This is a genomic window from Variovorax trehalosi (assembly GCF_051216415.1).
GTDB lineage: Bacteria > Pseudomonadota > Gammaproteobacteria > Burkholderiales > Burkholderiaceae_C > Variovorax.
This window is the reverse complement of the sequence record NZ_JBPJZG010000001.1, coordinates 506,077-518,365: the sequence shown is the minus strand read 5'-3', so window position 1 is coordinate 518,365 and position 12,289 is coordinate 506,077. Positions and strand designations below refer to the sequence as shown.

General features: G+C 66.6%; 11 protein-coding genes. 5 read left to right on the top strand and 6 right to left on the bottom strand.

Going from position 1 to position 12,289, the window contains the following annotated elements; genetic code table 11:
- Window positions 1-48: 48 nt before the first annotated feature.
- Window positions 49-693, bottom strand: coding sequence for a hypothetical protein (locus ACSFA7_RS02490; RefSeq protein ID WP_435497910.1), 645 nt, complete (start codon window positions 691-693; stop codon window positions 49-51).
- Between the two features lie 166 nt (window positions 694-859).
- Between ACSFA7_RS02490 and ACSFA7_RS02485 the strand changes: the two genes are divergently transcribed.
- Window positions 860-1,117 carry a hypothetical protein gene (locus tag ACSFA7_RS02485; protein WP_206178441.1) on the top strand — a complete coding sequence of 86 codons (258 nt, stop codon included), beginning with the start codon at window positions 860-862 and terminating at the stop codon, window positions 1,115-1,117.
- A gap of 89 nt (window positions 1,118-1,206) precedes the next feature.
- Window positions 1,207-1,557 carry a hypothetical protein gene (locus tag ACSFA7_RS02480; RefSeq protein ID WP_435497909.1) on the top strand — a complete coding sequence of 117 codons (351 nt, stop codon included), beginning with the start codon at window positions 1,207-1,209 and terminating at the stop codon, window positions 1,555-1,557.
- 50 nt (window positions 1,558-1,607) lie between these two features.
- Here ACSFA7_RS02480 and ACSFA7_RS02475 read toward each other — a convergent pair whose 3' ends face one another.
- The 4 genes from ACSFA7_RS02475 to ACSFA7_RS02460 are packed head-to-tail and all read right to left on the bottom strand — an operon-like array spanning window position 1,608 to window position 5,623.
- Window positions 1,608-2,834, bottom strand: coding sequence for an ROK family transcriptional regulator (locus tag ACSFA7_RS02475; RefSeq protein ID WP_435497908.1), 1,227 nt, complete (start codon window positions 2,832-2,834; stop codon window positions 1,608-1,610).
- Window positions 2,827-3,624 carry an ATP-binding cassette domain-containing protein gene (locus tag ACSFA7_RS02470; RefSeq protein WP_013540710.1) on the bottom strand — a complete coding sequence of 266 codons (798 nt, stop codon included), beginning with the start codon at window positions 3,622-3,624 and terminating at the stop codon, window positions 2,827-2,829. Before ACSFA7_RS02470 ends, ACSFA7_RS02475 begins: the two co-directional genes overlap by 8 nt.
- Window positions 3,624-4,583: an ABC transporter permease gene (locus ACSFA7_RS02465; RefSeq protein ID WP_435497907.1), complete on the bottom strand. Its 960-nt coding sequence runs from the start codon at window positions 4,581-4,583 to the stop codon at window positions 3,624-3,626. Before ACSFA7_RS02465 ends, ACSFA7_RS02470 begins: the two co-directional genes overlap by 1 nt.
- 26 nt (window positions 4,584-4,609) lie before the next feature.
- Complete coding sequence (locus ACSFA7_RS02460; protein ID WP_435497906.1) at window positions 4,610-5,623, bottom strand: sugar ABC transporter substrate-binding protein; 1,014 nt, start codon at window positions 5,621-5,623, stop codon at window positions 4,610-4,612.
- Between the two features lie 367 nt (window positions 5,624-5,990).
- Here ACSFA7_RS02460 and aspT (ACSFA7_RS02455) point away from each other — a divergent pair, with 367 nt between their 5' ends.
- From aspT (ACSFA7_RS02455) to ACSFA7_RS02445, 3 genes are read left to right on the top strand one after another with little or no spacing between them, the layout of a single operon-like run.
- Window positions 5,991-7,676: an aspartate-alanine antiporter gene (aspT, locus tag ACSFA7_RS02455; RefSeq protein ID WP_435497905.1), complete on the top strand. Its 1,686-nt coding sequence runs from the start codon at window positions 5,991-5,993 to the stop codon at window positions 7,674-7,676.
- A gap of 19 nt (window positions 7,677-7,695) precedes the next feature.
- Complete coding sequence (aspT, locus tag ACSFA7_RS02450) at window positions 7,696-9,384, top strand: aspartate-alanine antiporter (protein WP_435497904.1); 1,689 nt, start codon at window positions 7,696-7,698, stop codon at window positions 9,382-9,384.
- Window positions 9,385-9,443: 59 nt separating this feature from the next.
- A complete protein-coding gene (locus ACSFA7_RS02445; protein ID WP_435497903.1) occupies window positions 9,444-11,099 on the top strand; it encodes a bifunctional aspartate transaminase/aspartate 4-decarboxylase in 1,656 nt (551 codons plus the stop codon).
- A gap of 16 nt (window positions 11,100-11,115) precedes the next feature.
- Here ACSFA7_RS02445 and ACSFA7_RS02440 read toward each other — a convergent pair whose 3' ends face one another.
- The gene (locus ACSFA7_RS02440) at window positions 11,116-12,288 is read right to left on the bottom strand and encodes an MFS transporter (RefSeq protein ID WP_435497902.1); all 1,173 of its coding nucleotides are present in this window, start codon (window positions 12,286-12,288) and stop codon (window positions 11,116-11,118) included.
- Window position 12,289: the final 1 nt, after the last annotated feature.

Genomic DNA, 12,289 nt, shown 5'->3' with positions numbered 1-12,289 from the left:
ACCCTCAGCCTCGAGAAACATCGATCGAGCCGTCTCCGGTCTCGCTTCTCAGGATGCCGATGAGCGCGACAGCGCCGCCAGTTTCTTCTTCGCGCTTTGCAGGAGGCCGACTTTCTCGACGGGCGGTTGAGCCTTCGTATCGCCGAGCTTGATGACTTCGAGTGCCGAGGGCTTTGGCATGAGCGGGTCGCGCGGCGTAAGGCCGTTGAACCTCGCGTTCGGGATGACGTGAACCTTCAGGTGTCGGTGGATGTTCTTCGAGAGCTTCTGGCACGCGGCCGTCATGGCCGCTTCGTCGGGCGTCAGCTGGCCGTGCACGACGAGGAGTTCGAGGGTGCCGTCCTTGTCCTCGTTCAGCACGAAGGCGCGCAGCACCGAATCCTTGAACTTGCTGCGCAGCATCGCGCGAACCGGCTCGGCCGCGGCGAACGACTTCAGCGCGATGCTGCGCAGTTCGTCGTGGAAGAGAAACGCGCGGTCGATGGAGACCGCCACGGCTTCGTCTGCCTTGGGCTTGTGCCGCTTCAGGATGCCGCTGCCGACGAGGTGCTCCAGCGTGCGCGCCACGTCGTCGAGGGCGAGCTTCGTTCGCTGGGCCAATTCGCTGGAAGAAAAGGGTTGGTCGGGCGCCGCGTAGGCGACCATCAAGAGCTTTTGCACCTCAGGGGCGAAAAGGAAATCTGCGGCACTCATGTTTTCCCGGTTCTCTGCAAGGGGATCGCATTATCGAGACACGCGGCCGATGCGCTCTTGTCCGCGTCGTTTTCGGGACGAATTCCGTCGCGGCGCATGGCGCAGGCCTACAAGGGTGACTGCACCTGCCAACAAGAATCGCTGAACACCATTGGGAGCTTCAGCCATGAGCCTGGAAGAAACAGTCGACAAGTTCAAGAAAGTAGATGCCGCGCGCGCCGACTACCCCGGCGAGCATCTCGTCGTGCTCGGCGCCGGCGTGCTGCTGCTTCTTGCGGCGGGCCGCAGCCGATCGTTCCTCATGCGCATCGCCGCTGGCGCGGCCGGCGGCGCGCTGATCGGGCGGGCTGCGAGCGGCACCGGTGGCATCTCGAAGCTCGCAGGTGCATTGCAGAGCGGAGGCTGGGCATGGCCGCGGCGCTGAACTCAGGGGTCGGCGCGCCCCGATCCGGCTCATCCCTCTTCGGCGCCCCGCGGTACTGGGCACCATGCCTGGCCGTGGCGCTGGTCGCGGTGTCTCTCTTCTATGTGACGTTGAAGGACCTGGTCCACGAGAGCGCGGCGCGCGCGCCAGCCTCGGCACCCACGGTCATGCCAGCCTATGTCGAGACCAAGGGTGCGGCGACGCGACCGCCCGAAGCGCCGGCCCGGTCGACGCCCTATCGCATGCCGCTGGCGAGCACGAGCTTCGAGGCCCCGGTGGCCGCAGAGCCGCCCGCCAAGGCAGTACCCGCTTTCGTCGAGGTGCAGAAGTGCGTCATGCCCGAGGGCGATGCGATCTATTCCGACGGGCCTTGCCCCGAGGGTGCCAGCGCGAGCACGCTGAAATTGCCGCGCAACCTGCACGCAGCGGCCAGCCCGTGAGCGACTGAAGCTGGTCGGCGCGCCCGAGCGAGAACGCGTCGTTCGCCCTCTCAGGCCGCCTTCAGGAACACATCGTGGTCCGGCGCAAAGTTGGCATGCAGCGGCAGCATCGCGCCGCCTAGCGCACACGCCTGTGCGCCCACCCTGCCCCCATGCAACTGAGGCGGCCACAAGCCTTCCCAGTTGCACTGCGCAAGCGCGGCACGCGTCTGGTCGAGCAAGGCCTGCAGCAACGCGCGCGACATCGAGCCATCCATCACCACGTCGGCGAGGTCGAGCACCGCGGTGCTGCTGACGATGGCGTGCGCCAATGCCAGCGATGCGGAGCCGAGCCAGGCCTGCGTCGCGGCGGCAAACGGCGGCTGCAACGCGCGGTCGTCGTAGGCGGCCGTGGGGTCGAGCCCTTCGCCTTGCAGGCGCTGCTCCAGCTCCCACAGCGAGGCCTCGGCCATCACCTGCGGGGGCGGTGTGCCGCCGGCCCGCACCGACTGCATCGGCAACGAAGCCAAGGCCCCCGCATTCCCATGCATCCCCGTGTGCAGGTGCGAGTCGATGACCAGCCCGCCGCCCACGAAGGTGTCGACGAAGATGTACAGGAAGCTCTTCAGATCGTGCCCGCGTCCGCCGACCAGCTCGGCCACGCAGGCGGCGACCGTGTCGCGGGCGAAGCTCACCGGCACCTCGGTGCGCGCCCGCACCTCGGCCAGCAGGTCCATCTGGTTCCACTCGTCCGACTGCGCCTTCGAGAGTCCCAGCGTGCGATGCCAGCCGCCCAGCAGGAACGGCGCGGCCAGCCCCACGCCGACGTTGCGCGCGGCCAGCGGGCCGAGCCCGTCGCGCAGCCGGTGGATGTGCTCGGCAATCGCGGGCAGCAACGCATCCGCATCGGGAAAGTCATAGCTCATCGCATGGCGCTCCCGCACCTGCGCGGTGAAGTCGATCAAGAGCCACTCCGCGCCGCGCCGCCCTACCTTGATGCCGATGGCAAACGCGCCATCGGGGTTCAGCGCCAGCGGCACCGAAGGCTGGCCGATGCGCCCGCGCACACGGTTCTGCTTGACGATGAGCCCGTCTTCCTCGAGCCGCGCAGTGATGAGCCCGATGGTCTGCGCGCTCAGCCCTGTGAACCGCGCGAGGTCGGCCTTGGGCAGCCTCGTGTGAACGCGCAGCGCCTGCAGCACCACGCGCTCGTTGAACTGGCGCATGCCGACCTGGTTGGAGCCGCGCGGGCGCAACAGGTCGGGCGAGCGCGCGGCAGCAACTTCTGCATCAGGCATGCGCCTCCGCGGGCAGCTGGTCGGCGGTCATTGCGCCGGTCATCACCGCCACCGTGTCGCTCATGCTGATCTTCTTCGGATTGAGCACGGCCGCGCGCTTGCCCAGCCGCGCCACGTGGATGCGGTCAGCCACCTCGAACACGTGCGGCATGTTGTGACTGATGAGCACCACGGGCAGGCCGCGGTCGCGCACGCGGCGGATGAGCTCGAGCACCATGTTGCCCTCCTTCACGCCGAGCGCGGCAGTGGGCTCGTCCATGATGACCACATGCCGCGCGAAGGCCGCGCTGCGTGCCACGGCCACGCACTGGCGCTGACCGCCCGAGAGGGTTTCGACAGCCTGCGTCATCGACTGGATGCCGACCTTCAGGTCCGCCATGCGGGCAGCGCTTTCCTGCAGCATCTTCTTCTTGTCGAGCATGCGCAGCACGTTGCCGAGGAACCCGGGGCGGCGCAGTTCGCGGCCGAGAAAGAGGTTCTCGTAGATGGTCATCGCGGGCGCGACGGCCAGGTCCTGATAGACCGTCTCGATGCCCGCGCGCCGCGCATCGAGCGGATTGCGAAAGTGCACCGGCGCGCCGTCGAGCAGGATCTCGCCCTCGTCGGGAATGGTCGCGCCCGAGAGCGCCTTGATGAGCGACGACTTGCCCGCGCCGTTGTCGCCGATCACCGCGAGGATTTCGCCCTCGCGCAGTTCGAAGTCCACGCCATCGAGCGCGGTGACCTGGCCGTAGCGCTTTACCAGGCCCTTGGCCTGCATCACGATCTTCGGGTTGGCTACGGTGTTCATCAGCGTGCCCCCTTGCGCGAGAGCTGGTCCGCGGCCACGGCAAGAATCACGAGCACGCCCGTCACCAGCACCTGGTAGATCGACGACACGCCCATCAGCGTGAGCCCGTTGCGGAACACGCCCACGATCAGCACGCCGATCAGCGAGCCCAGCACAATGCCGCGTCCGCCGAAGAGGCTGGTGCCGCCGAGCACCACTGCCGTGATGGCGTCGAGGTTCTCGGTCTGCCCCGCATTCGGATCGCCCACGCCGGTGCGCGCCACCGACAGCAGCGAGGCAATGCCATAGAGCACACCCGCCGCCACGTACACGCCCAGCAGCACGCGCTGCGTCGGAATGCCGACCAGCCGCGTGGCCTCGGCGTTGTTGCCCACCGCATAGATGTGCCGGCCCGCGCCCGTCTCGCGCAGCACGAACCACGCGAGGCCGTAGAGCGCCACCATCAGCACCGAGCCCCACGCCACTTCGGCGCTGCCGATGGCGAAGGTGGTGCCCAGCCCGGTGAGGCCCGTGGGCAGGTCGGTGATGGTCTGCGACGACGAATAGAGCTGCGTGATCGCGAACGCGATGTTCAGCGTGCCCAGCGTGACGATGAAGGGCGGCAGCTTGATGCGCGTGACCAGCAGGCCGTTGATGAGCCCGAAGAGCGTCGTCACCCCGATGCCGCAGAGGATGGCGATCGGTACCGGCATGCCCAGCTCGGTGGCGAACTTGGTCATGATGATCCCGCCCAGCGCCATCACCATGCCGCACGACAGGTCGATGCCGGCCGTGAGGATGATCAGCGTCTGGCCGATGGCGATCACGCCCACCACCATCACCTGCTGCAGGATGAGCGACAGGTTCTCGCCGGTCAGGAACCGGTCGGACTGGGTCGCAAAGAAGATGCATGCGCCGAGCAGGGCCAGCCACGGCCCCAGGGCGCCCCACGGAATGTGGTGCGTTGCGGATTTCGCCATCGATGTGCCTCCCTGGGGCTACCTGTTTACTTCTTGCCCCAGCACAGCTCGGCGCCGGTCTTGGTGTCCTTGCTCTCGACGCCCGCCACGCTCTTGCCGGCGATCAGCGTGACGCCGGTGTCGACGTAGCCCGAGGCCTTCTTGCCGGTCTTGGCGAACTCGACGCCTGCGGCCACGCCCATCGCGGCCATCTTCAGCGGGTACTGCTGCGAGGTCGCGGCGATGATGCCGGCGTTGGTGTCCTTGATGCCCTGGCAGCCGCCGTCGACCGAGACGATCATCACGCCCTTCTCCTTGCCCGCGCGCTTGAGCGCGTTGTAGGCACCGGCCGCGGCGGGCTCGTTGATGGTGTAGACCAGGTTCACCTCGGGCGCCTTCTGCAGGCAGTTTTCCATCACCGTCTGCGCCTTGGCCTGGTCGCCGAAGCTGTCGGCCATGCAGACGATCTCGGGCGCCTTGGAGAGCTCGTTCGACTTGGCATCGTTCGCCGCCAGCCCGAAGCCCTTCATGAAGCCGTTGTGGCGTTGCGCGCCGACCGGATGGCCAGGCAGCAGGTCGAGCGCGACGATCTTGGGCGTCTTGCCGGCCATCGCGGCCTTGGCGTATTCGCCGATCAGCACGCCGGCGGTGTAGTTGTTGGTGGCGAAGAGCGCGTCGGTTGCGTCCGGCGGATCAGCCGGGCTGTCGAGCGCGATCACCATGATCCCCTTGTCGCGCGCCTTCTTGATCGCCGGCACGATGGCCTTGGCGTCGCTCGGCGTGATGAGGATGGTTTTGGCACCGGCCGCGATCATGTTTTCCATCGCGGTGATCTGGCCCGCGTTGTCGCCGTCGGCCTTGCCCGCGCCCGAGAGCAGCTTGGCGCCGAGCTTCTTGGCTTCTTCCTGCGCGCCCTCTTTCATCTTCACGAAGAAGGGGTTGGTCTCGGTCTTGGTGACCAGGCCGATGACCGGCTCGCCGGCGGCGAAAGCCGTGGATGCGGCAACGGAGAGGATGGCGAGGGCCAGGGTCGAGCGACGGCGGCTGCGCGAACTGAACATGGGTGTGTCTCCTTGCAGGCGATGTGCCTGTGTCGTTGTTGAACGGGGGCAACTATGTTTCAGCTGGCAGACTAAATCAAGTGCATGTAGTTATCGGAAACCCGGAGAGGGGTTTCGCGCGCACTCCCGAAAACATCAATTCGTCGAATTGCTGCGCTATAGCGAGAACCGACTATTGGCAATTAAACAAATAGGCCTATCGTCTTAATTGCCAGCGCAGCTTTCCGCAATTGCCGCATGTTTTTACAATTATTTCCGATGTTGATTTATCGTGACAGGAGACAAGAGATCCGGTGTTCCCAATTCATAGGCACAAAGCTCTCGCTTCCATGAATCCAGCATTGACCACCAAGGAGAACGGCCGGTGATGGATGGCCTGACCGGCATCCTGAGAAGCCAGCCCGAAATCGCACTTTTCCTCGTGCTCGCCATTGGCTATGCGGTCGGCCAGATCCGTTTTGGTCCGATCCAGCTCGGCGGCATTTGCGGCACCCTGATTGCCGCGCTCGTGGTAGGCCAGTTGGGCATCAAGCTCGACGACAGCGTGAAGAACGTGTTCTTCATGCTGTTCATCTTTGCGCTCGGTTATGCGGGCGGGCCGCAATTCTTTGCGAATCTCGATGCCAAGGGTTTGCGACTCGGGCTGCTGTGCCTGGTCGAGGTGGTCACCGTGCTCGCGCTGGTGCTGTGCGCCACCGTCTTCCTTTCGCTCGACCAGGGCACCGCCGCGGGCCTGATGGCGGGCGCGGCCACCGAGTCGGCCGTGGTGGGCACGGCGACCGATGCGATCTCCAAGCTCGCGCTGCCGCTCGCGGACATCCAGCAGCTGCAGGCCAACGTGGTCACGGCCTACTCCATCACCTACGTGTTCGGCCTCATCGCCATCGTGGTTGCCACGAGCCAGGTCTTTCCGCTGCTGCTGCGCGTGGACCTGCGCGCCGAGGCCGACAGGCTCTGGAAGACGATGGGCGGCGGCGACGAAAACCCCGCCGCGGCCAGCGCCACGCCCGAGATGGTCGGCCGCGTGTTCCTCGTCACGGTCGGCCGGGGGCGCACGGTGGGCGAGCTGATGTCGATCCTCGGCGGCCACGCGAGCATCGAGCGCGTGGTGCGGCGCGGGCAAAAGCTGAACGTCGAGCCCGCGCTGCGGCTGCAGGCCTACGACCAGGTGCTGGCCATCGGCCGGCGCAGCATGCTGGTGAATGTGGCCGAGCTGCTGGGCCGCGAGTTCGCGGACACCACCGCCTTCGATGCCGTCGTCGAGACCACCGAGGTCGTGGTCAACCGGCGCGAATGGTTCGGCCGGGGCCTGCGCGAGCTCGATGCGCAACTGCCGCCCGCACTGCAGATCGTGGGCCTCGCGCGCGACGGCCATGTCATGCCGCTGTTGCACGAGGTGAAGCTGCAGCGCGGCGACGTGCTCAAGCTCTACGGCCCGGCGGCCGATGTGGCGCGCACGCTGCCGCTGGTCGGCGACCGGGTCATCGCATCGACGCGCAGCAACATCAGCTACGCGGCGGCGGGCATCCTGCTGGGCGTGTTCATCGGCGGCTTCAGCGTCAAGCTCGGCGGCATTCCGTTCTCGCTCGGCACGGGCGGCGGTGCGCTGGTCACAGGGCTGGCCTTCGGCTGGTACCAGTCGAAGAACCCGCACCGCCTGAGCGTGCCGCCCGATGCGCTGGCGCTGATGAAGGACCTGGGCCTGGCCACCTTCATCGCCTGCGTGGGCTTGGCCTCGGGGCCGCAGGCGATCGCGCTCGTCAAGAAGTTCGGCATCGCGCTGCCGCTGGTGGGCGTGGCCGTGGCGGTGGTGCCGGCCTCGATCTCGCTCTTCGTCGGGCGGCGCCTGCTCAAGCTCGAGGCGCCAGTGCTGCTGGGCGCCATCGCGGGCCAGCAGTGCAGCACGCCCGCGCTCAGCGCGGTGCAGAACGCAGCGGGCAATGCCACGCCGCTCCTGGGCTACACGATCACCTACGCCATCTCGAACGTGGTGCTGCCGTTGATGGGGCCGCTGATCGTGGCGCTCGCGGGACTGGTGCATGCAGCGAAATAACCTGAAAGGACCTTGACCTATGGAATGGCTCCATGACCTCTTCAAGAAGTCGCCCGAGATGGCGCTCTTTCTCTCGCTGGCGGTCGGCTACTGGATCGGCAAGATCAAGTTCGGCAAGTTTCAGCTCGGCGGCGTCGCGGGCTCGCTGCTCGTCGCGGTGATCGTGAGCCAGGTGGGCGTGCAGATCGACGGCGGCGTGAAGGCGGTGCTGTTCGCGCTCTTCATCTACGCGGTGGGCTTCGAGAGCGGGCCGCAGTTCTTCAGCTCGCTCGGCAAGCAGTCGGTGAAGGAGATCATCCTGGCCGCGGTGATGGCGGCCACCGGCCTTGCGACGGTGGTGGTCATGGCCAAGTTGTGCGGGCTCGACAAGGGCCTGGCCGCGGGCGTGGCGGCGGGTGGGCTCACGCAGTCGGCCATCATCGGCACGGCGGGCGATGCCATCGGCAAGCTCGGGCTCGCCGCGGCCGAGACCGCGCGGCTGCAGGCCAACGTGGCCATCGGCTATGCGGTGACCTACGTGTTCGGCTCCTTCGGCGCGATCATCGTGTGCGTCAACATCCTGCCCAAGTTCATGGGCCGCACCATCCGCGACGACGCCATCGCGGCCGAGACCGCGCAGCAGGCCGGCGTGAAGGTGCTCGGCGCCGACCAGGAAGAGGCGGCGCCCTCGCTGGTGGGCCGCATCTACGAACTCAGCACCGACCCGCAGCGCACGGTGGCCGACATCGAGAACGCGAACCCCGCGACCACCATCACCATCGAGCGCGTGAAGCGCGAGGGCAAATTCATCGAGGTGAGCCCAACGCTCGCGCTGCGCCAGGGCGACACCGTGCTCGCGGTCGGCCGCCGCGATGCGGTGGTGGCCAGCGCGCCGCTGCTGGGCAAGGAGGTCTTTGCGGTCGACGGCATGGAGCTGACGCTGGAGAAGCGCGAGATCGTGCTCACCAACAAGGAGTTCGACGGCAAGACGGTGGACCAGATCCGCCAGCTCACCGCCGGCGGCGTGCGCCACGGCATCTTCGTGACGGGCTTGAGCCGCATGGGCAAGGCGCTGCCGATGCAGCCCGGCACCGTGGTGCAGGCCGGCGACCTGGTGTCGATCTTCGGCGCCGAGCAGGACGTGAAACGCGTGGCCGCCCTCGTCGGCGACGTGATCGTGCCGAGCGCGAAGACCGACTTCGTGTACCTGGGCGCCGGCCTCGTGGTCGGCCTGCTGGTGGGCCTCCTGAGCGTGAAGCTCGGCAACATCCCGCTCACGCTCGGCTCGGGTGGCGGTGCGCTGCTCGCGGGCCTGCTCTTCGGCTGGTATCGCGCAAGGCGCCAGACCTTCGGCGCCCTGCCGCCCGCCGCGGTGCAGTTGCTCAAGGACCTGGGCCTTGCCGGCTTCGTGGTTGTGGTGGGCCTGTCTTCGGGCCTGCAGGCGGTGGAGACCATCAAGCAACTGGGCATCACGATCTTCGGCGTGGGCGTGGTCGTGACCATCGTGCCGATGCTCCTGACCATGCTGTTCGGCAAGTACGTGCTGCGCTACAGCAACACGGCCGTGTTCGCGGGTGCACTGAGCGGCTCGCGCAGCGCCAACCCGGCTTTCGGCGAGGTGCTCGGCAAGGCGGAGAACTCGATTCCCACCGTGCCCTTCGCCATCACCTATGCGCTGGCCAACGTGTTCCTCACCTTGCTCGGCCCGCTGATCGTCGCGCTCGTCTGAGCGGGCCGCCCACTTCTTTTTTCGTTCTCTCTCTTTTCCACCACCAGAAGGAGCATCCAATGGATTTCAGCGACGTGAAGAAACTGGCCGGCCTGAGCCCGTTCGAACTGAAGGACGCACTGATCCAGGTCGCCAAGCAGAGCGACCGCCTCATGCTCAATGCGGGGCGCGGCAATCCGAACTTCCTGGCCACCACGCCGCGGCACGGCTTCTTCCAGTTCGGCCAGTTCGCGATGACCGAGGCCGAGCGCTCCTACATCTACATGGAGCATGTGGGCGGCTTTCCGCAGCGCGAAGGCATCGAGGCGCGCTTCGAGATCTTTGCCAAGGCCCATGCGGGCGAGCCGGGCACGCGCTTCATCGAGGCGGCGGTGTCGTACGTGCGCGATCAGCTGGGGCTTTCGGCCGGCGACTTCATCTACGAGATGTGCGAGGCCATCCTCGGCTGCAACTACCCGGTGCCCGACCGCATGCTGCGGCTCAGTGAAATCATCGTGGGCAAGTACATCCACCAGGAGATGATCGGCACGCATCCCTTCGTGGGCACCTTCGACATGTACGCGGTGGAAGGCGGCACCGCCGCCATGACCTACCTCTTCAACAGCCTGCGCGAGAACCATGTGCTCTCGCCCGGCGACACCATCGCACTGGGCATGCCGATCTTCACGCCCTACATCGAGATTCCGCACCTGAACGACTACCAGCTGATCGAGACGCTGATCGAGGCGCCCTCGGAGAACAATTGGCAGTACACCAAAAAGGAGCTGCAGAAGCTGCTCGACCCGAAGGTCAAGGCCTTCTTCGTCTGCAACCCGAGCAACCCGCCCTCGGTGAAGATGAGCGACGAGGTGCTGGGCTACATCGCCGACATCGTGAAGCAGCGGCCCGACCTGATCATCCTCACCGACGACGTCTACGGCACCTTCGCGGACAACTTTCTCTCGCTGTTCGCAACCTGTCCGCAGAACACCATCCTGGTGTATTCGTTCTCGAAGTATTTCGGCGTGACCGGCTGGCGCATGGGCGTGGTGGCCACGCACGAGGACAACATCATCGACCGCAAGATCGCGGCCCTGCCCGAGTCGAAGAAGAAGGAGCTCGACGCACGCTACAGCTCCATCACCACCGAGCCGCGCCAACTGAAGTTCATCGACCGCCTGGTGGCCGACAGCCGCACCGTGGCACTGAACCACACCGCCGGCCTCTCGACGCCGGTGCAGGCGCAGATGGTGATGTTCTCGCTCTTCTGCCTGATGGACGAGCCGCAGGCCTACAAGCAGTCGATGAAGCGCATCGTGCTGCGCAGGAAGGAAGCGCTGTACCGCGAACTGGGCCTGCCGATGCAGGACGACCCCAACTCGGTCAACTACTACCACCTGCTCGACCTGCAGGACATTGCCACGCAGATGCACGGCGAGCGCTTCGGCAAGTGGATCGTGACGAAGCTGCAGCCGAACGAGGCGCTCTTTCGCATCGCCGAGGAGACCAGCATCGTGCTGCTGCCGGGGCGCGGCTTCGGCGGCAAGCACGCATCGGGGCGGGTGTCGTTGGCGAACCTCAATGAATACGACTACGCGAACATCGGGCGGTCGTTGAGGAAGCTGGCTTCGGAGTACTTTGCGGTGTTCGAGAAGGAGAGCGGGGGTGGCAAGGCGGGCAAGGGAAGCAACGCGAAGACTGCCGTGACCAAGCCGGTGAAGCGCGGCAAGAAATAGCGGCGCAACGGCGGGACTAGGCTGCGGCGCGCTCGACGTGCTCCAGCCTGACCACCCGCAAGGCACAAAGACTCCCCACCACCGCCAACAACGCCGCCGCAGTGAACATCGCGCGGTAGCCGAAGCCCTGCGCCACCGCCCCGCCCAGCAGCACACCCAGCACGCCACCGAACCCATAGCCGATCACAGTGAAGAGCGCCTGCCCTCTTCCCCGCAACCGCCCGGGAAAGCGGCGCGACACGACGGCGATGCAGGTCGTGTGGTGCGCCGCGAAGCTCAGCGCGTGCAGCCATTGCGCGACGACCAGCGCGGCGATGAAGCCGCCGAACGCTGCGGTGAGCCCCAGCCGCGCCACGGCCGCGATGCTGCACACCAGCATCCAGCGCGGCATCGGCAGGAGACCGATGAGGCGGCCCTGCAGGAAGAACCAGACGATCTCCGCCACCACCGACAGCGCCCACAGGAGGCCGATGGTGCTCTTGCCGTAGCCGATCGAATCGAGATACAGCGAGAAAAAGGCGTACACCGAGAAGTGCGACATCACCTGGAAGAACAGCGATGCGAAGAACCACTGCACCACCGGGCTGCGCAGCACGGGCCCGATGGGCTCCTTGACAGCGTCGTGCGCCGCCACGGGCTCGCGCACGTCGGGCAGCTTCATCGTCGCGACGAGCACGATGGCCAGCGTGCCGGCCGCCCAGGCCGGAAAGTGCTTCATGCCGAAGCGCTCGAACCATTCGCCCGCGACGAACACGGTCAGCAGGAAGCCGGCCGAGCCGCAGAGGCGAATGCGCCCGTAGCGGCCCCAGTCGCCGGCCACCAGCTGCGCCATGGCGGCTTCGGTGAGCGACATCATCGAGCTGGTGTGGGTGAACATCACGAGCAGCACCAGCGCGAGCCACCACGCGCCGCCGTGCCACCAGAGCCCGAAGGAACTGACCAGCGCCACCGCCGCGCTGAAGCGCAGCAGCATCACGCGGTGGCCGGTGTGGTCGCTGAGCGCGCCCCAGGCATAGGGCGCGAAAACGCGCGTGATTGATTGCACCGAGGCCAGCAGGCTGATCGTGAAGATCGGCAGCCCCAGGTCCTTGAGCCACAGCGGCAGGTAGGGGTTGAAGAAACCGATGTGTGCGAAATAGCTGGCCGACAGACCAGCGAACGCCAGCAGGTGGCCGCGCTGGGCGGCCACG